We start from the raw sequence: 19,497 nt of genomic DNA, 5'->3' as shown, positions 1-19,497 counted from the left end.
GGTGATCCGCTTGATTATTTCCCGGAAAATAGCATGTACTGCAAACCCGGCCTAATTGCAAGGCTTAGTCCTGGTAAGTAATCAGGGACATGACATCCACATCGGGAAGCTTGCTCCGGCCGTTCAGCGCTTCCAGCTCAATCAGGAAGGCTGCGCCCACAACATGGCCGCCAAGCTGGCGGACCAGGTTAACCGCTGTGGAGATCGTGCCGCCTGTCGCAAGCAGATCGTCGGCGATCAGCACGTTTTGCCCCGGCGAAATCGCGTCGGTATGCATTGCCAGCTTGTCCTTGCCGTACTCCAGGTCATAACCTACTTCGATCGTTTCATAAGGCAGCTTTCCGCTCTTGCGAATCGGGACAAAACCCACGCCGAGCGCATACGCAAGAGGAGCGCCAACTACAAAACCGCGCGCTTCCGGACCGGCAATCAGATCGATCTTAAGATGGGCTACCTTTTGTTTCATCTCATCGATTGCCTGACGGTACAAAACTCCGTCCTTGAGCAGCGTGGTAATGTCCTTGAAGCTGATGCCCGGCTGCGGAAAATCGGGTACAACCCGAATGCTGTCTTTCAAATCCAAATGTATCTCCTCCTAAAATTCGCGGAGCTTTGCGCCTCCGCCCACTGTTGCCGCTTTTGTACTTGATGAATCAGGAAGCGCCCAGGCTCCGGGACTGCAGCCACTCCCACAACTGTGCGGGACTGGCTTCGATAAAGAGCTGCTCCATTTCGGCGAGTTCGCCCAAACGGACGAAGTTGCGCGAAGCGGTTAGACTTTTAGCCGCAGGCTGCGGCAAAAACCGTACCTGCCCCCGCTCCCGGCCGATGAATTCCAGCTCTTCAAACACATCGAGCATCATGCCAACCATCCTTGGGCTGACTCCAAGCACTCTGCTGAACCGCAGCACCGTGTCCCGTTCAGGCACCGGTTCGGCCGCGGCAGCGGCCAGCTGTTTGTAGAGATGCTTAAAATGCTCGCGTGTCGGAGTTTGAAGCCGTTCCCGGCTGTCCCGCGCCGAATGCAGCAACGCCACATTTTCCGCATTCGAGAAGACGGATAGTACGGCATCCAGCTGTTCCGGCGTCTCTGGCATATCCAGCAGGCACAACAGATGAATACGTTCCTGTGTTTCCTCCGCGGAAGAAGCTTCAGCAGGAACAATTCCGGCCTCCTTATCATATACCCAAAGGGTCATTCCTTTCAATTCGGTTGTTCCCGGCCGCCGCTCCGGTTTGCACACCGCAGCGGCCCGCATTGGAACCGGTCCGGTGCATGCCCGCAGCAGCCCGGCTATCCGTTCCGCCTGCCGGACCGCATCCGGAGCGTTCCGCAGATCGAATAGCTGCGTTTCGGGTACAGCCAAGTCCTGCAGCATCAGCTGCGGTTTGCGCTGGCCATTCCACTCATTAACCGACAGCTCTGCCAAAATATCCACTCGTGTTCCCGCAGGCAGCAGCCCCGCAAGCTCCCCTTTACCGAAAGCCACGGTCTCAATCGCAGATCGTCCCTGCTGCAGCACAAGCTTTAGATGGCGGTTATCCCGCCCCATCGTCCGCACTTCGCGCACCAGGGCGCCGCGGACGATAAACCGGGGACTGGGATTGGCCATGCCGTAGGGGGACAGCTTCTCCAACTCATCCGCCGCTTCCAGCGTCAATTGTTCGAGCGCATATTCCCCGTCCGCCTCAGTCACCGGCTCAAAATGCTCCGGCTTCAGCACAGCTCCCGCAAACGCCGAGAGAGCTTCGGAGAAGGCATCCAGGGAATCGCGGTGAAGGCTCATGCCCGCCGCGGCTAGATGGCCGCCAAAATGGTCCATCAGATGCGAGCAGGAGGATAATGCCGCATAGATATCGAACCCGGGGATAGAACGAGCGGACCCTTTACACATGCCCGTTTCGGGATGGATATCAAGAATGACGACAGGCCTGTAATACCGCTCAAGCAGCTTGGAGGCGACAATCCCCACCACTCCGACATTCCAGCCTTCGCCAGCAAGCACAAGCACCGGCGGAAGCTCTTCATCGCTCACCAGCTCCAGCCGGGCGGAGGCTTCCGAGACAATCCGCTCCACCACGAGCTGCCGCTCCTTGTTCAGCATATCCAGCTCATCCGCCAGTGCCGCCGCCTCGTCCGCTGACTCTGTCGTCAGCAGGGCGACAGCCCGTCCTGCATGATCCAGCCTTCCGCTTGCATTAATACGCGGCGCCAGCCCAAAGGCGATATTAATTGAATTTACGGTCTGTACATTCACCCCGCTGACCTCCAGCAGCGCCCGCACCCCGGGGAACGCGGACTGCCGCATACTGGACAGCCCTCTGCGGACGATTTCCCGGTTCTCACCGGTCAGCGGCATCAAATCGGCGATGGTGCCGATCGCCGCAATTTGCGTCCAAGCCTCAGGCACATCGCCTGAGAGCAATGCTTCGGCCAACTTAAAAGCAACGCCAACGCCCGCTAGTCCTTTGAACGGATAGGGGCAGCCAGGCAGCTTCGGATTCACAAGCGCATAAGCATCCGGAAGAACCGGCGGCGGCTCATGGTGGTCCGTAACGACTACATCGATTCCAAGCTCGTTGGCATAGGCGATTTGTTCTACCGCACTGATGCCTGTATCCACCGTTACAATAAGGGTTACCCCTTGCTGCAGCGCCCAGTCAATCGCATGGTTGTGCAGTCCGTATCCTTCATTCTGGCGATGGGGAATATAGATATCAAAGGATGCCTTGCAATGGCGCAGCAAAAGCATCATTAAGGACGTGCTGGACACACCGTCGGCGTCATAGTCGCCGTAGATAAGAATATGCTCGCCGTTATCCAGCGCGCTGCGGATTCTGGCAACCGCTTCGGACATCCCCCGGAGCAGAAACGGATCATGGCTGTGCTCCGCCGATCCGTTTATGAAGGCATGAGCTTCTTCAGCCGTCCGGATTCCCCGGTTGACCAGTAAGGAAGCCAGAACAGGAGAAACAGAAAGGCTCCGGGCCAGTTCCCGGCTTAAAGCGGGATCGGCTTCCGGAGAGTTCCACTTGTATTTCGAATGGAGCAATACAGCTCACCTTTCTTTCGCGTGTTTCAGCAGGCTACTGAAGCAATGTCGGAATATCGTTTGCTTCAATCATTTCATTATTGCTCTTATACGGGTAACCCGAATCGTAAGGCACAACTTCCATCTGCACCTCATTGACATGAACAAAACGGGTAAGCAGCAGCTTGCGGGCGCATTCCGCAATTTCCTGAGCCTCCAGCACGGTAATGCGGGGATTAACGCTGATTTTGACGCGCAGCTTCAAATATCTGCCCCGTTCCCTTGCTTTAAGTTCATTGACGCGTATGACGCCATGAACTCTTTGCACCGTCTCCAGAAAGGCAGCCGTATCTTTATGCGGCAGTTCCTGAGCGGAGATATCCTCAAGAACGCCGGTTACCAGCACGTACCCCCGCCGCAGCACCAGACACCCTGCCAGCAGTCCGGCAATCGGGTCGGAATAAAGCAGCGGATGCAGGTCCAGGTACCCTCCGGTCATGGATAAGGCAATGCCGATCATAACGGTTAACGTAGTATAAAGGCTGTAGCGGTGATGATTGGCATATACTGCATGACTGCCGTCTCCCCGATTCTTGAGCGCGCGGAATTGAAACTGGAACAAAATCTCGCCCGCCACATATGCCAGCAGCACCGCAGTAAGCGCATGCTGCCCCGGGGCCTCAAGCTGCCGGTCGGTCAAATCGCGGACCGCCGAAAAAATAATCTGTAATCCGCTGATAAAAATTAAAACAGATAATAAAATGGCGGGAATCGGTTCTTTTCGCTCCGCTTCCGGAAGGGATGCCTGCCCGGTTTTGGAACGGCCGGCCGCTGCACGGAATCTTCCCGGCAGATATTCGGCGGCTTTGGCGGCTGCGTCCGCCCCGGTATAGATCGCATCGCCAATCAGCGCCTTGCTGCCTGTTACAAAGCCGACGCTTCCTTTAACGATTGCCAGAACGCATTCGCCGGATATCCCTATCCAGGACGTTTTTTCTCTTGACGGCAGCGGTCTGTTCATTCCTGTGCCCCCCTTAAAGCGACAGTTCATTCATGTTGACAACAGCGGCATAATACGGAACATCCAAGATTTAATCAAGCCGCGTCACATGGACACGGCTTGATCGCAGCAGTCATATTTAAGCCTTGGCCGGCTTGCTCTTGACCTTTGTCTTCTGGTTCTTCTTCAGCAGCAGCCACAGCGGGCTTGCGATGAAGATGGAGGAATAAGCGCCGGACAGAAGGCCGATAACCATGGCCAGCGAGAACATCCGGATGGATTCGCCGCCCATTATGAACAGGAAAAATGCGGCGATAAATACCGTCAGCGCCGTGTACAACGAGCGCATTACGGTCTGGGAGACACTACGGTTGACCAAATCCTTCAGGTCTTGATAGGACTTTTGTTTGCCGAAACGCAAATTTTCGCGAATCCGGTCAAAAATAACGATCGTGTCATTAATCGAGTAACCGATGATGGTCAACACCGCAATAATGAACGTCAAATCGACTTCCAGTCTCAGGATGGAGAAAACGGAAACGACAATAAACGCATCGTGCAAAAGCGCAATAATCGCCGCAAGTCCGAACCGCCACTCGAATCGGATCCCCACATAAATGATAATCCCCAGACAGGAGAGCAGCACGGCGTAAATAGCGTTCCGTGCCAGTTCTTTGGCCATCTCGGTGTCGACGGTGTTGATCTCGAAGGATGCTTTGTTATCGAGCTTTGTCAGAGCATTCTTGACTTCTGTATCGTGCTGTTCGGTCAGAACTTCCTCAAAGCGGATATTTACCCGTTTGTCGCCTGTCGTAATGCTTGGCTCCTGCTTGATGCCCGCCTCTTTCAAAGCGGTGGCCACCTGCTCTTTGGACAGGTTTTTGGTCAAAGAAACGTCCACATTGGAACCTGCTTTAAAATCAACGCTGTAGTTCAGACCAAAGATAGCCAGAAACAGCACGCCAAGAATCGTTATTATAATGGAAAACGTATAAAAGTATTTACTGAGATGTACGTAATCCAGCTCTTTTTTAAAGCGCATGGATGTCACTCTCCTTTACCCCGAATTGCTTCGGCTTGCTGAGGGTTCCCGCTTTAACCAGCAGGTTCAGGAGATAACGGGAGAAATACAGGTTCGTAAGGATACTGAGCACGATTTCCACGATCAGGATAATCGCGAAGCCTTTAACCGCGCCTGTACCGTATGCGAACATGACGGCCGCAACGATAATCGTAGTAATGTTGGCATCCATTACCGTGCGGAAAGACGACTTGCTGCCCGCCTTGACGGAGGACATAATGCTCTTGCCGCTCTTGATTTCTTCTTTAATCCGTTCCTGAGTGATGATATTGGCGTCAACCGCCATCCCGATCCCCAGTATAAAGGCGGCGATACCGGGAAGGGTAAGCGTGAAGTCCGCCAGTACAAATACCAGAATCAGCAGCCAGGTGTGCAGAATCAGCGCAAAGCTGGCCAGCAGACCCGGAAGCTTGTACATTCCAACCATAAACAGCAGAATCAGAGCCGAAGCGATAAGGCCAGCTTGGATCGTCTGCTCCAGCGACTGCTGTCCAAGCGTCGCACCGACGCTCTGTGAATATTTCTCTGTCAGCTTCAGGGGGAGCGCCCCCAAATTGATCGTGTCCGTCAATTCCCGGGCTTCCTCCAGTGTGTAGTTACCGGAAATGGAAGCCGAACCATCGGTCAGAACCGCCCGGACTACCGGAGTGGAAAGCGGCGTTTCATCGAGATAGATCGCCAGTTCCTTGCCCAAAAGGCGCTGCGTGATTTCCGCGAACTTTTCCTTATCCTTTACCTTGATGCTGATCTCAGGCTGATTCAGATTGTCGCGGCCCAGCTGCGCGCCGTTCTCGACGAAATCGCTGCCTACCATCTCAATTTTGCTGTACGTTCCCGCCGGGTCGCCTTCGGCCGCACTGCGGAATGTCAGTACCGCCGGCTCCTTCATCTTGGAGCGCACTTCCTTCTCGTCGGTCACGCCGGCGATTTTCAGACGGATGCGGTCCGTGCCTTCTGTTGTGACCTCGGGCTCGCTGGTTCCAAGCACATTGGCGCGTCGCTCAAGGCTGGCGGCGGTCTGCAGCAGGGAAGCACGGGTCACTTCCTGGCCAAGCTCGGACGGTTGAGCCTGATACAAAATCTCAAACCCGCCCTTCAAGTCCAGACCCAGCCGCACTCTATCCAATAATCCGGGAGTGGTCACAGCCATTACCCCGGTCAGGACAAGCACGATCGCTATGAAGCTGACAAGTCTTTTCATGGTCTTGCTAGTTCCCCTTTCGTTACTCAATATTCCTATTATAGCCATGCGCCAAAAGACCGTCAATTCTTCAATATTTACCGAAAAAGCCGTCCCCGCCTGCAAATAAGGCGGTTTCAAAACGTTTCCCCGGCCCCGGACGAAGCTCTTCCAGGTTCTAAGTAAGGGAACTTTCTCAATCAAATCGGCCTACGATCCTGCCGTTGTCTATTTTGCAGTTTATTTCATGAGCCTTCCCTGCTGAAAGACGCGTCTTTATTGAGTTTTCCGCAAAAACGGATGACTGCCTGGCCCCTTTACTTTACGCCTTTGTGCAAAAAAATGCAAAGACTGCTAGTGTCAAAACGATGACAACCCAGCACATGCAGCAGCACATCCAGCAAGCCTTTGCGCGGAACATTTAGCGGCATGTTGCGGCATGTTGCGGCATGTTGCGGCATGTTGTTCATTCCTCCGCTTTCCTCCTCAGCCCCCGGTGCATCAGGAAAAGCCCACAGCACAAAAAAACCGCTTACGCGGAATCAAAAGGATCCTTTGTAAGCGGAGATGGTCAGATAGTTCATATAGCTTGTCGCTTTTAGCGAATAAATGTCGCTCACCAGCTTATGCAGCGGCGGCGTGCCTTCTTTCGCGTAATTGCGGCTGACACAATTCCAAATTTCTTTGCCTGTCACGTATTCGTAGCCCATCAGACGGAATTCCTCCGCCTTGCTGCGGCACATCGCCTCAATCTCCCTGTCCAGGTCGGCCTGGCTCCACTCCTCAGCATCCATCAATCGGCACCTCCCGGCAGTCTTGCTGTCTTTCAACGTATGTATTCGCTGCCCTTCCCTGCTTTCCTGCCTCCCTGCCCGAAAATTTATCTTATCCCAAAATCGGAGTCATGCGGGAGGACAGGTTCCGCATATCGATTAAGGAGACAGGTCCCGACGGTTGTCTTACTTCATACCGGAAGAAGGAATGACATTGAAACGACCTTTAAACAAACAGACCTTTATCCAGGGAACACTGATCCTGCTCGCCGCCGGGATCGTAAACCGGATGCTTGGGTTTATCCCCCGGATCGCCCTTCCCCGGATCATCGGCGCCGAAGGCGTGGGACTGTATCAGCTTGGCTATCCCTTTTTTCTAGTCCTGGTAACTCTCATTTCCGGCGGCCTTCCGCTGGCCATCGCCAAGCTGGTAGCCGAAGCGGAATCGGCGGGCCGCGAGGAAGACTCCGCCCGGATCTTGAAGACAGGGATGACGATAAGCGTAGGGCTCGGCATTGTGTTCAGCGCGATCGGACTCGCCGGATCGTCCTGGGTTTCAACGCGGCTGCTGACGGACAGCAGGGTATATTATACGTTTATCGCGATGATCCCCATGCTGAGCATTATTGCCGTCTCCTCGGTCTACCGGGGATATTTTCAGGGCAAACAAAACATGATTCCTTCCGCGGTATCCTCGGTGATAGAAACGCTCGTCCGGATTGTCTTCATGCTGTGGTTCTCTTGGCTGCTGATTCCAAAAGGGCTGGCATTCGGCGCAGCCGGCGCCATGCTGGGCGTCGCTGTGGGGGAACTGGCGGGCATGGCCATTCTGCTGTGGCAGTACTCGCGTTTCCGGTCGGCTGCAAACAAACCTCAGGTGCCGGCGGGCGGCTCCCAAGCCCAATCCGGAGATCCTGCTTCACCGGGCCTTCCCGTATCGGACAAGGAGGAGCAGCCTCAATCGGCCGCACCCCGTTCTTTGATCAGACGTTTGATCGGTATCTCCGTTCCCGTTACCACGGGGAGATTGATCGGCTCCTTCTCGTATCTGCTGGAATCGGTCATTACCGCACGCAGCCTGGCGCTGGCCGGCATTGCGACCGCGGCGGCCACGGCCCAATATGGGTCGTTGCAGGGTATGGTGATCCCGCTGCTGCTGCTGCCCGGCGCATTAACCTCCTCGCTGGCCGTATCGCTTGTTCCGTCCCTTTCGGAGGCGGCGGCCCGTCAGGATATGGAGTCGGTGCATAAACGCATGCACCAGGCGCTTCGCCTGGCCTTGGTTACCGGCGCGCCCTTTGTCGTGTTGATGTACATTCTGGCAGACCCGCTGTGTACACTGATGTACGGAAACGCGTCAACAGCGCCGATGCTCCGGCTGATGGCTCCTTTTGCTTTGTTCCTCTATGTACAAGCGCCGCTTCAGGCCGCATTGCAGGCGATGGACAAGGCGGGCCGGGCGCTGGTCAATACGCTTGTTGGAGCAGTCGTCAAAATCGCGTTGATCCTCCTGCTTGCGTCCCAGCCGGAATACGGAATTTACGGCGCAATCATAGCGATCATCGTGAACGGCGTGCTCGTCACCATCCTCCACGGCTGGAGTACAGTAAGAACGCTAAAGCTGCGGCTGCGGCCTTCGGATCTTTTGAAGACGCTGACTGCAATGATCATCATGGCCGCCGGCGTCAAATATATGTACGCCTCGCTGCCGTTCGCGGGTACGCAGTGGCTGCAGTTCGTGCTGGCCTCCGGCGCGGGCACCGCACTGTATACCGGCATCGGCCTTCTTGGCGGATTATTTTCTCTGCGCGACTTCGAGCGGCTGCCGCTGTTCCGCCGCCGCCGCTGAACGCTCTATTTTTTGTTCCGCATCGGATCAATGTACATTTTGCCCTTGTAGTCCACCGTGCACAGGAACACATCACGGAAATCGGCAACGCCTTTCTGCCGGATTTGCGTCCTCAGCCAAAATCGGGTTTTACCGATCATTTCGAGATTTTTGTCCTGCACTACCCCATCCATGATGAGCGGGATCGGAAGGCCTTCATAACGAATTTTGGTTAGAGGGAGCTTAATATTTCCCGGCTTGCCGGCGGAAAATGTCCTTGGCTTGTTCGTCGGCCGCTCTACGCTCTTATCAATTACGGTAAGCTTGCCTGTCGGCTCCAGAATGGCAAATTCCACATCCGCCGGGGTGTGGATATTCTGCTCACGCAGTTGAACCAACAGGTCGTCCAGATTGTAGCGCTGTTTCCGCATCTCGCCCCGGTGCAACTTACCTTCGGAGACGATAATGCTTGGTTTGCCGTCGAGCCAGAGCCGAAAACGCCGGCTTTTGAGACTAATCCAGGCAAGCAGCACCTGAATTAACACAAGCGTAACCATCGGAACAAGGCCGTCGGTAATTGGACGCTCAATATCTTCAATGACGAAAACCCCTGTCTCTGCAATCATAATGGAGATGACAAGATCAAGCACCGACAGCTGGGCAATTTCCCGTTTCCCCATCACACGCAGACTAAGGAATGTGAAGAGATACATCAACAGCGTTAGCGACACATGCGCAGATATATGCCGGAACATGGTTATCTCCCCTTAAACGGTCTTTAGCCGCAGAATTGGTTTTGTGCTTGAAGCGGTAACCCTATTCTGGCCTGGCTGGGAAAGGAACATGCGAAACCCAGTGTATTAATTACTGGTAAATCAAAGGATCTCCTTTACTTGCGGTACTAACCGCCGGCTCTCGCCCATAAAATGAGAGAAGATGCAAGACTTGTCCAAATCATGCGCCAGGGGGGTTTTGACGATGTATTTGATCCGAAGGCTGTTCGCTTGGAGAATTGCAAGTCCCGTGCTATCCGGTCTGCTCCGTTCGTTTGTGCTGATGTTTCTGGGCGCTTTTGTCCTGTCGGTGCTGCTGTGGGGGAGCGGACTGGAAGAAGGCGATCTGTCCCTGTACACCTACATTGTACACGGATTGGCCGCGCTGCTTGGCGGCGGTACGGCGGGTAAACGTTCGGAACGGAAAGGCTGGTATCAGGGCGGCATGACTGGCCTGCTGTATGGGGCCGCGGTGCTGACAGTCGGGTTTCTTGCACTGGACACCGCTCTAAAAGCAGCCGATCTGTTATGGGTGGCGGGGGCAGCTCTGCTCGGCTGTCTGGGCGGTATGTTTGGTGTGAATCTCGGGAAACGTTAGAGCGTCCCCCTGGCGGGCAAAAAAACTGAATCCTTCGGCGGCCGAATGTGATAAACTGTGTATGTCGCTTTGACGTCAGGCAGAGAATTAAGGAGGCTTCAGTTTTGTGCTTTACCAATCCATGGAGATGATCTCTTTATTTACGGTAATTACCGTAGTCGTGCTGATCTGGTTCGGGTCAGGACGTAACCCCTTGGCAGCAGTACCTGTCCTCGGGAAGGAATTGTTTAAGTCTTATAAATTTCTACTTTTGTTCGCAGGCATGCTCGGGGTGCTCGCGTTCAATAAATACGAGCTTGCGATTGAACGCAAAATGAACCTTTCGGCCGACTATACGCCGTTCGTGTTCGGGGTGGAAGGCAAATTCGTGCATCACCTTCAAGAGCTTTTTGTTACGCCTTGGCTGACGCCGGTTATTGTATTCTTTTATATCTTTATGCTTCAATCTGTCTTGGCCGCTTCGCTTGGCGTGTATGCGATTGGACGAAACCGGCTCATGCTGTACGCCACCTGCTATGCGATCCTAATTAACTATCTTGTGGCCATTCCGTTTTATCTGTATTTCCCGGTTAACGAAGTCTGGGCTTACGCTCCCGCCGATGTCCGTTTTGTCATGCTAGATGCATTCCCCAGGTTTGAGCAGGAATACCGTGCGCTCTCCGGGTTGAACAACTGTTTTCCCAGCCTGCATACTTCCATTTCGGTCACCACTGCCCTGCTTGCCTTCCGTTCGGGCAACCGGCGCTGGATGGCGATCACAGCCGTGTCGGCGTGCTTGATTGTATTCGGCATTTTTTATCTGGGCATTCATTGGCTTACGGATATGACGGGCGGCGTTCTGCTTGCCGTACTGGCTTCGACGCTCGGCGTCAAACTCAGTGCGCTTACGCTGCGTAACGAAGAAAAGCTTCCCTTGACCAGCCGGGTTTCAAACTGGAGATAAGATAAGCGGCCAACCAAGCTGTTCCGTGTAACAACAGCACCTAACGATAATCAGCCGGTCGGCCGGCTGGATTCCGGCATAAGCCGATACAAGACAAGGAGCGCCTTCCCGTGATGGGAGGCGCTCCTTGTCTTTGTTCTATGGATACCGCCGTGCCATCTCACAAGAGGCACCGCGTTCGCCGGTTGAACCGGGTATGTTCTGTCATTGCCGGACGGTTATTTACTGTCGCCGGTTACGCCATGGCTGATTGAACCACGGTCAAACGTCAGCTTCGTCACATCATTAACGCGGAGTACAACGATATCGTCAGTAATCTCCACGATTGTACCGTGCAGTCCGCCGATCGTTACGACTTTGTCTCCCTTGGACAATGCGCGGAGCATTGCGTTGCGGGCTTTCGTTTTCTTTTGCTGCGGACGAATCAGCAGGAAATAGAAAATGACGAACATCAGCACGAATGGAATAATAAGCTGCAGAAGTCCCCCTGTCGGCTGAGCAGGATTCGCTAAATATTGAAACATGTTCTCCCCCCTTTACTTGGTATCGCTTACCTTATATTGCTGTCAGAGCAATGAACGTTTAGAAGCCTTTGTCATTGTCGTGCAAGCCGTATTGTGTGAAAAATTCATCACGGAAATCAAGCAGCCGGTCTTCCCGGATCGCCTGGCGTACATTCCGCATTAAATTCAACAGGAAATGCAAGTTATGATAGGTCGTAAGCCGCAGCCCGAACGTTTCGTCACTCTTGATTAAGTGTCTCAAATAAGCGCGCGAATAGTTCCGGCACGTGTAGCAGTCGCATTCCGGATCCAGCGGCCCGAAATCCCGGGCATACTGGGCGTTGCGTACCACAAGCCGGCCTTGGCTGGTCATCGTGGTGCCGTTCCGGGCTATACGAGTGGGAAGCACGCAGTCGAACATATCCACTCCGCGGATCGCCCCTTCCAGCAGCGCGTCAGGCGAACCTACTCCCATCAAATAACGGGGTTTGTTCTGCGGCAGCAGCGGAACCGTGTAATCCAGCACCTCGTACATGACCTGCTTGGATTCCCCGACACTCAGTCCACCAATAGCATACCCCGGGAAATCCATGGAAGTCAAATCTCGCGCGCTTTGCTTGCGGAGATCCTCATACATTCCGCCTTGAACAATGCCAAACAGCCCTTGGTCCTGCGGACGGCCGTGTGCTTTCAGGCAGCGCTCCGCCCAGCGGGAAGTGCGTTCGGTCGATTTTTTTACATAATCGTATTCGGCAGGGTAAGGCGGACATTCATCAAAAGCCATCATAATATCGGAACCGAGCGCATTCTGGATCTCCATTGCCACCTCAGGCGACAGGAACAGCTTATCCCCGTTCAGATGCGAGCGGAAATGCACGCCTTCTTCCGAAATTTTACGCATCTCGCTGAGCGAAAACACCTGGAAACCGCCGCTGTCGGTCAGGATCGGCCGGTCCCAGTTCATGAATTTATGCAGACCGCCCGCTTCGCGGACGATGTCGTGTCCCGGACGGAGAAACAGATGGTACGTATTGCTGAGGATGATCTGCGCATCCATTTCTTTCAGTTCTTCCGGGCTCATCGTTTTGACGGTAGCCAGCGTGCCGACAGGCATAAAAGTCGGCGTCTCGATCGTACCATGCGGGGTATGCACCTTCCCCAGTCTCGCTCCGGATTGTTTGCAGGTCTTTATATGTTCATAGGTGATAGCAGCCATTGTTCGTTCCTTTCCCGATCTTAATAAATATACATGGCGTCTCCGAAGCTGAAGAAGCGGTACCGCCGTTCAATCGCTTCATGATAAGCGGCCAGAATGTTTTCTCTCCCGGCCAGCGCGCTGACCAGCATCACAAGCGTTGATTTGGGGAGATGGAAGTTCGTAATCAGCGAGTCTACAACCTTGAATTCATATCCAGGATAAATAAAAATATCCGTCCAGCCGCTGCACGCCGACAGCTTTCCGTCTTCCGAGCGGCCGCCGGCCGTTTCCAGCGTACGGCAGGAAGTGGTGCCGACGGCAACAATCCGTCCTCCGGCAGCTTTGGTCCGGTTCAGCAGCTCCGCGGTCTCTTCATTTAGAATGTAATATTCCGAATGCATTACGTGCTCTTCAACGTTATCAACGGAGACCGGACGGAACGTCCCTAGTCCAACATGCAGGGTGATATAGGCGATTTGAACGCCTTTTGCCTGCAGGCCATCCAGCAGCTCCTGTGTAAAATGCAGCCCCGCCGTCGGCGCTGCCGCCGAACCTTCATGCCGGGCGTACACCGTCTGGTACCGTTCCTTGTCGTCCAAGTGTTCCTTGATGTAAGGCGGGAGCGGCATCGTGCCGAGGCGGTCCAGTATCTCCTGAAAAATCCCCTCGTACCGGAAACGCAGCGTCCGGCCGCCCATCTCGCCTTCCTCTTCAACCTCCGCGCGGAGTTCATCGCCAAAAATAATTACGGATCCGGCTTTGAGTTTTTTGCCGGGTTTTACGAGCGCCTCCCAGCGGTCGTCGCCCAGATTCTTTAGCAGCAGCACTTCCGCCTTGGCGCCGGTATCCGCTTTGACGCCAAACAGCCGGGCCGGAATGACCCGGGTGTCGTTCAGCACAAGCGTATCTCCAGGCTGAAGATGGTCCATAATATCGGTAAACTGCCCATGCGAGATTTCGCCTGTCGTCTTGTTCAGCGCAAGCAGCCGGGATGCGCTCCGCGAAGCAAGCGGCGTCTGGGCAATCAGCTCGTCGGGCAGTTCAAAATCATACATGTTGACATTCATTCGTTTCAGTCCTTACTTCAAGCGTTTATGGCTTGGTTATCGTTACGTTCCGGTAGTAGTGTTGCAAAATCTGTTTATAATCATACCCTTCATCGGCCATCCCTTTGGCTCCCCACTGCGACATGCCGAGGCCGTGTCCATAGCCTTTGCCGACAAACAGATAACCCGAACCGGAGCTGGCGGCTCTGGCTTGTCCATTGCCGTTCATGATGAGCATACCGCTCGCCGGGCCTTCGCTGGTCCCCGACGCGGAAAGGATGGCGGGCTTGGAAGAACCGCTCATCGAGGCGGCCGTCCCGCCCGAGCCTAGTACAGTATAACCGCCGGCCGGAACAATATCAAACAGCGTACTGGGCAGTCCGCCAAAAGCCGAACGGAACAAGTCGGGATACTTCACCTTCAGCACCGTACCATTGGCTTTGACCTCGGTCACCCGGCCCGACGGCCCCCGTGCCGATACCTCCAGCGACGTGATTGACGAAGGCACGCCGGTGGCTTTGCCCGATAGAAACTTGACCAGCTCCGCAGAGGTGTAAGGTCCTCTCACCCAGCTATAGCTGCCCGATTCTTCCGTTTTGCCGAGCACCACCGCCCGCTCCCCGGGATTCAGTTTGCCGACAGGGTTCACGTCCTGCTGGATAGCCGGAATCGGCCGCACATTGACGTCTTTTACCGTGGCAGTAAGCTGGGATAACCCAGCCGCGCTTTTATCATCCGTCAGCTTCACATTGTCCTCGCGAACATAACCGGATGCGCCGTTCTCCAGCATAATCTGGTACCAGCTTTTGGCCGATGCAGTCGCGGAAACGTCGCCCGGGCTGGCTACGCTGGCAAACATCTCTCCGCCGCTGTTCCATACCTCGGACGGGTCCGCCGTAGCGCCGCCGCTGTTCGACGAGAATACCGCTTCGACGATTTTGCCTCCGCTCATCAGGACTTCGCCGGCCGTGGCATCCACCGCTTCGACGATGCTTTTGGCTTCCGAGCTTACGCCGTTGTACACCTGGCTGAGCGTCGTATCGACCACATGGGCCACATCAAACCGGTTCCCTTGGGACAAGGCGTAGCTGCGCGCGGCAACCGCCTGCGCTTTCAGCGATTCCTTAGGCCAGGAAGGGGATACCTCCGCTCCGACAACGGAATACAAATACTGCTCTAATGGAACCACATTAATAACGGATAAAGAGCCATTCAGTGCACTTAATTCGATATTTCCGCGGTATATCCGTTTGGAACGCTCTTCCACCTGAATGCCTTCATTATTGCCTGAAGCGATAAACACCGGTTTGCTGCCCGCAAGCGCATAATGGGCCGCCTGCCGTTCCGCGTTCCAGTCCAGTCCGGCATCGACGCGCAGAATCAGCGCATTCACATTAGAGCCGACTGGCGAAAGCATCAGCTCTGGCAGCGCAGTCTGAACTTCGCTTTGCAGCGCGGATAAATCCGCGTCGTTCGCCGCTTCGCCGATCCATACCTCAAACTGGCCGTCGTTCATCAGCACCGTCGCCGCATCGAATCCCGCTCCGCTGACCGAAGTCCGCGCCAGATCGGCTTCCGCCCGCGTAGCGTACCGTCCCGCCGACAAGTGGCGGTTTCCTTTTACTCCGGGCGACTGCCCTTCCGGCAGCGAAATGCCGGCTTTGGCGACGCGCGCCGCTGCGCTGCTTGCCGCGCTTTCGCTGGCATACATGCCGGTATAAAGCTGGTATACCGCCGTTCCTTTTTTGGACGTCAGGAACAGCAGCGGTTTATCGCTGGTCGACTGCAGCTTTTTTGCGGCAGCAGCAGCCGTATCCCAGGAGGAAGTCTCCATCACTTTGACCCGGTATCCGTCAAGACTTACACGCACCGTGCTGCCGCCTGTAACTTCAAGCGCTCGCGAAGATCCCGCGGCAGCGCCAATCGACCAAGCCTGCTTGGACTGCAGGGTAACCGTAGGCACGGTTAATTTATATTTGCTGCCAATATCGGCAAAAAGCGCCACCCGGATTGTCTGATCGCCTTCCGCGTGCGCCTGCGGCGGGTTGGCCCAAACGCCGGCTGCCCCAATTGCCGCAGCCAGCAGCACCGTTCCCATTACCCGGGCTCCTTTGCCCCATTGCCGCCATCGATGTATCATTCCATCCGCCTCCCGTTGTCATTTGTGAATCAGGACGGATCCGGAGGAACCGGAAGTCCCAAATGGTGGTAGGCCGCCGGCGTGACGACCCGGCCTCTTGGCGTACGCTGCAAAAATCCGATTTGCAGCAGATAAGGCTCATACACGTCTTCAATCGTCTGACTTTCTTCCCCAATGGTTGCGGCAATCGTATCCAGTCCAACGGGACCTCCCCGGAAGCTGGTGATCATGGACCGCAGCATCTTATGATCGATTTGATCCAGCCCGCGCGGATCGACTTGAAGCAGTTCCACCGCCTGGGCCGTTATTTCGGGTGTGATGATCCCGTCTCCCCGGACCTGGGCAAAATCGCGCACCCGCTTCAGCAGGCGGTTCGCGATCCTTGGAGTACCGCGCGACCGCAATGCAATCTCGTCCGCAGCGCCGCCGACAATGTCGATGCCCAGGATATCGGCTCCGCGCGAGACGATAAAACTCAGCTCGTCAACCGAATAAAATTCCAGCCTGCTGACTACGCCAAAGCGGTCGCGCAGCGGGGCGGACAGCAGACCGGCCCGCGTTGTCGCTCCAACAAGCGTAAAAGGCGGCAAATCCAGCCGGACTGACCTTGCACTTGGCCCCTTGCCAATCATGATATCCAGCGCAAAATCCTCCATCGCCGGATACAGCACCTCTTCCACGGTCCGGTGCAGCCTGTGGATCTCGTCGATGAACAGGACATCCCCCTGCTGCAGATTGGTCAGCAGCGCGGCGAGATCGCCCGGGCGTTCGATGGCGGGACCGGACGTCGTCCGAAGATTAACGCCCAGCTCATTGGCGATAATGTTCGCTAGCGTTGTTTTGCCCAGACCCGGCGGTCCGTAAAGCAGCACATGGTCCAGCGCTTCGTTGCGCATTTTGGCCGCTTCGATATACACCTTCAGGTTTTCTTTGACTTGATTTTGTCCGATATATTCATTTAAATAGCGGGGACGCAGACTCAGCTCCACCGCCTGATCATCCATCATTAAATTTGCGGATATGATCCGGTCGTCCATTGCATTCGCCCCCGTTTCTTAACCTGCGTACAGCCGCTTCAGCGCTTTCTTCATCAGCACGTCGACCGAACCAAAGTCTTCGCCTTCCTGCTTGAGACTAAGCCAAACCCGGTCCAGCTCGGTTTCGGTATAACCCAGCGCCTTTAGGCCGTCGCGGGCTTCGCGCCAAGGCAGTTCCCCTTCGTCTGCCGCTTCGGGGATGGCGAACAGCCCTGTCTGAATCGGCACGCTGCTGAGGCCGTCAAGCTTGTCTTTCAAATCCAAAATCATCCGCTGCGCCGTCTTTTTGCCGATGCCCGGGAGCTTCGTCAGGAACGTCAGGTTCTCCTGATAAATCGCGGAAATGACATGATCCGGCGTGCCTCCCGCCAAGATGCCAAGGGCCACCCGCGGACCGATGCCCGACACTTCAATCAGCTTGCGGAACAGCTTTTGTTCCTCCCGTGTCGCAAATCCAAACAGCAGGATCGCATCTTCTCTGACGTGATGGTGCGTAAAGACCGTAACCGGTCCTTCTGTTTTGGCAAAAGCATAGGGATTCGGGCAAAACACCCGGTAACCGACGCCCTGCACGTCCAGGACGATATATTCCGATTCCAGAACCACCACGGGTCCTCTCAAAAAATCAATCATTTTCGCAGTGCTCCGTTCAGTTTGGAATTAAGCGTGTAGGAATGGGCATGGCAGATGGCGACCGCCAGCGCGTCCGCCACGTCGTCGGGCTTCGGCACCGCAGCCAGCTTCAAGAACATCCGCACCATCTCCTGCACTTGTTTCTTCTCTGCTTTGCCGTAACCGACAATGGCTTGTTTGACCTGCATCGGCGTATATTCCGCTATGGGCAAATTCCGCTGAACCGCCGCCAGCACCATCACACCTCTGGCTTGGGCAACCGGCAGCGCCGTCGTAACGTTGCGTGCAAAATACAGCTTCTCCATCGCCACGGCGTCCGGCTTATATTTGTCGATCAGCTGGAGCATCCCCTCATAAACATGCAGAAGCCGCTCTTCATCCGGCGTATGGGCCTCCGTTTGAATGCAGCCGTATTGTACGGGCGTCAGCCTGTGGCCTTCCTTGTCCACGAATCCGAAGCCGACGATGGCGAGTCCCGGGTCGATTCCTAAGATGCGCAAAGCCTATCTCTCCTCTATCTGATTCAGGGATGTCCCGATCTGTCTGATTAGGTTACTTATGCGTCAAGCGAACATATGTATTCCTTCCTACCATTATAGCAAAATTTATACCTCAAGGGACGATAAAGTTTACAAGAAACCGCTAGACGCCAAAAAGCCCGCAGGTACGGCAAACGCCGAATCCTGCGGACTTTTCGTTATTCCAAACAACCGCCTACTTATGTCTCTAAACGGCTGATCCACCTTTGTCTCTAAACCGCTCGCCCACATGTGCTCTAAACTGCTCACCCACACATGCTTCTTAACTGCCCGGCTACATATGCTCTCCCCGTCCGACGGCATAATCGCTGAACGTGGATAAAACGCTGTTGTATTCATCAGCGTCCTTAACGCGAATACCACGCTGCAGCTCCTTCCATACCTCTTCAGGCAGCGACGATTTCATCGACCCCATGTCCATCTGGAAAAAAGTCCGGATAACCTCCTCCTGCTCCGGCGGGCCCTTAAACAGACTCAGTTGGCCTTGTCCGTTCACGCCGATGTAGGCGTCGCGTTTGCAATCCGGCGACAGGTCATCCACCCGTTCGCTGAGCCAAACATCGCCGCCGCGGCCAATCCACGCCGCTGCTTCCGGATGGCGGTCGATCAGTTCGCCCAACTCGCCGGGCGTCTTTTTTCCGCTGAACGTCACAATTTCCTCGCCGCACAAATACGTAGTCTTTAGATGCACGACACGGGGTACCCCGGCGGATTGAACGACATGCCGCAAATCATGCAGGCTGATGATCCCTGTCGTCCCATTGCGCGGATCCTCGTCGCCGGATGGCCCTGCGGCCTGCATCTTTTGTTCCGCTGCGCTGTGGAAGACGGGCAGCGCATTGTCCGCGAATCCGGACTCCATCGCCGTCCGGAACGCCGGGTCCGCCGCGGACGGGACCGCCGACAAAAGACGGGTCATCCGGCCGGGCAGCACTACAGCCGACCAGGCGATCACCCCTGCGGCGAGGACGGCGCCCACTACCCACGGGGCCTTTTTCCAGCGTCTCCACCGCCGCCATAGTTGTTTTTTCAATCGAGATGCGTTCACGATTATCCCTTCTATTCTGCTTTTTCCTATATCATGCCTGGCGGGGCGATGAATTATGCGCAAATTTCCAAGACGTTAACGTGCAAAACAAAAAAGGCTCACCGATTGCATCAGCAATACGATGAGCCTGTTTATATTCGAGTGA

The 19,497-nt window shown here is 55.2% G+C and carries 19 protein-coding genes; 3 read left to right on the top strand and 16 right to left on the bottom strand.

Annotated elements, in window-relative coordinates; all coding sequences use genetic code 11:
* Positions 1-64: 64 nt before the first annotated feature.
* From ACE6ED_RS17300 to ACE6ED_RS17270, 7 genes are all read right to left on the bottom strand, one after another.
* Positions 65-583 (bottom strand): adenine phosphoribosyltransferase, encoded by a 519-nt coding sequence (locus ACE6ED_RS17300; protein WP_410828465.1) that lies wholly within the window; start codon positions 581-583, stop codon positions 65-67.
* Positions 584-653: 70 nt separating this feature from the next.
* Positions 654-3,053, bottom strand: coding sequence for a single-stranded-DNA-specific exonuclease RecJ (gene recJ / locus ACE6ED_RS17295; RefSeq protein ID WP_410828464.1), 2,400 nt, complete (start codon positions 3,051-3,053; stop codon positions 654-656).
* A 34-nt stretch (positions 3,054-3,087) separates the two neighbouring features.
* Complete coding sequence (locus ACE6ED_RS17290; RefSeq protein ID WP_410828463.1) at positions 3,088-4,053, bottom strand: cation diffusion facilitator family transporter; 966 nt, start codon at positions 4,051-4,053, stop codon at positions 3,088-3,090.
* 118 nt (positions 4,054-4,171) lie between these two features.
* Complete coding sequence (gene secF / locus ACE6ED_RS17285; protein WP_410828462.1) at positions 4,172-5,074, bottom strand: protein translocase subunit SecF; 903 nt, start codon at positions 5,072-5,074, stop codon at positions 4,172-4,174.
* Positions 5,064-6,314 (bottom strand): protein translocase subunit SecD, encoded by a 1,251-nt coding sequence (gene secD, locus ACE6ED_RS17280; RefSeq protein ID WP_410828461.1) that lies wholly within the window; start codon positions 6,312-6,314, stop codon positions 5,064-5,066. Before secD ends, secF begins: the two co-directional genes overlap by 11 nt.
* A gap of 296 nt (positions 6,315-6,610) precedes the next feature.
* On the bottom strand, positions 6,611-6,763 hold the full coding sequence (locus tag ACE6ED_RS17275) for a hypothetical protein (protein WP_410828460.1): 153 nt from the start codon (positions 6,761-6,763) through the stop codon (positions 6,611-6,613).
* A 72-nt stretch (positions 6,764-6,835) separates the two neighbouring features.
* On the bottom strand, positions 6,836-7,087 hold the full coding sequence (locus ACE6ED_RS17270; RefSeq protein WP_410828554.1) for a post-transcriptional regulator: 252 nt from the start codon (positions 7,085-7,087) through the stop codon (positions 6,836-6,838).
* A 193-nt stretch (positions 7,088-7,280) separates the two neighbouring features.
* On the opposite strand from ACE6ED_RS17270, the gene ACE6ED_RS17265 reads away from it, so the two are divergent.
* Positions 7,281-8,915: a putative polysaccharide biosynthesis protein gene (locus ACE6ED_RS17265; RefSeq protein WP_410828459.1), complete on the top strand. Its 1,635-nt coding sequence runs from the start codon at positions 7,281-7,283 to the stop codon at positions 8,913-8,915.
* Positions 8,916-8,920: 5 nt separating this feature from the next.
* Here ACE6ED_RS17265 and ACE6ED_RS17260 read toward each other — a convergent pair whose 3' ends face one another.
* Complete coding sequence (locus tag ACE6ED_RS17260) at positions 8,921-9,649, bottom strand: DUF421 domain-containing protein (RefSeq protein ID WP_410828458.1); 729 nt, start codon at positions 9,647-9,649, stop codon at positions 8,921-8,923.
* 223 nt (positions 9,650-9,872) lie between these two features.
* Here ACE6ED_RS17260 and ACE6ED_RS17255 point away from each other — a divergent pair, with 223 nt between their 5' ends.
* The gene (locus tag ACE6ED_RS17255) at positions 9,873-10,265 is read left to right on the top strand and encodes a TIGR04086 family membrane protein (RefSeq protein ID WP_410828457.1); all 393 of its coding nucleotides are present in this window, start codon (positions 9,873-9,875) and stop codon (positions 10,263-10,265) included.
* A 106-nt stretch (positions 10,266-10,371) separates the two neighbouring features.
* Positions 10,372-11,208, top strand: a complete 837-nt coding sequence (locus ACE6ED_RS17250) for a phosphatase PAP2 family protein (protein WP_410828456.1) — start codon at positions 10,372-10,374, stop codon at positions 11,206-11,208.
* Between the two features lie 218 nt (positions 11,209-11,426).
* On the opposite strand, the gene yajC is transcribed toward ACE6ED_RS17250, so the two are convergent.
* The 8 genes from yajC to ACE6ED_RS17210 form a co-directional block, all read right to left on the bottom strand.
* Entirely contained in the window at positions 11,427-11,732 is a 306-nt protein-coding gene (gene yajC, locus ACE6ED_RS17245) for a preprotein translocase subunit YajC (protein WP_410828455.1), read from the bottom strand.
* 58 nt (positions 11,733-11,790) lie between these two features.
* The gene (tgt, locus tag ACE6ED_RS17240; RefSeq protein WP_410828454.1) at positions 11,791-12,927 is read right to left on the bottom strand and encodes a tRNA guanosine(34) transglycosylase Tgt; all 1,137 of its coding nucleotides are present in this window, start codon (positions 12,925-12,927) and stop codon (positions 11,791-11,793) included.
* A 20-nt stretch (positions 12,928-12,947) separates the two neighbouring features.
* Positions 12,948-13,976 carry a tRNA preQ1(34) S-adenosylmethionine ribosyltransferase-isomerase QueA gene (gene queA / locus ACE6ED_RS17235; protein ID WP_410828453.1) on the bottom strand — a complete coding sequence of 343 codons (1,029 nt, stop codon included), beginning with the start codon at positions 13,974-13,976 and terminating at the stop codon, positions 12,948-12,950.
* Between the two features lie 25 nt (positions 13,977-14,001).
* Positions 14,002-16,095 (bottom strand): SpoIID/LytB domain-containing protein, encoded by a 2,094-nt coding sequence (locus ACE6ED_RS17230; protein WP_410828452.1) that lies wholly within the window; start codon positions 16,093-16,095, stop codon positions 14,002-14,004.
* A gap of 29 nt (positions 16,096-16,124) precedes the next feature.
* Positions 16,125-17,132 carry a Holliday junction branch migration DNA helicase RuvB gene (gene ruvB / locus ACE6ED_RS17225; RefSeq protein WP_410828451.1) on the bottom strand — a complete coding sequence of 336 codons (1,008 nt, stop codon included), beginning with the start codon at positions 17,130-17,132 and terminating at the stop codon, positions 16,125-16,127.
* An 18-nt stretch (positions 17,133-17,150) separates the two neighbouring features.
* Complete coding sequence (gene ruvA, locus ACE6ED_RS17220; RefSeq protein WP_410828450.1) at positions 17,151-17,765, bottom strand: Holliday junction branch migration protein RuvA; 615 nt, start codon at positions 17,763-17,765, stop codon at positions 17,151-17,153.
* The gene (ruvC, locus tag ACE6ED_RS17215; RefSeq protein WP_410828449.1) at positions 17,762-18,265 is read right to left on the bottom strand and encodes a crossover junction endodeoxyribonuclease RuvC; all 504 of its coding nucleotides are present in this window, start codon (positions 18,263-18,265) and stop codon (positions 17,762-17,764) included. The genes ruvA and ruvC overlap by 4 nt, the downstream gene beginning before the upstream one ends.
* A gap of 313 nt (positions 18,266-18,578) precedes the next feature.
* The gene (locus ACE6ED_RS17210; protein ID WP_410828448.1) at positions 18,579-19,352 is read right to left on the bottom strand and encodes a BofC C-terminal domain-containing protein; all 774 of its coding nucleotides are present in this window, start codon (positions 19,350-19,352) and stop codon (positions 18,579-18,581) included.
* Positions 19,353-19,497: the final 145 nt, after the last annotated feature.

Source organism: Paenibacillus nanchangensis, assembly GCF_046543445.1.
GTDB lineage: Bacteria > Bacillota > Bacilli > Paenibacillales > Paenibacillaceae > Paenibacillus_AQ > Paenibacillus_AQ nanchangensis.
The sequence above is the reverse complement of the archived record's forward strand: the minus strand, read 5'-3'. Positions and strand labels throughout refer to the sequence as shown.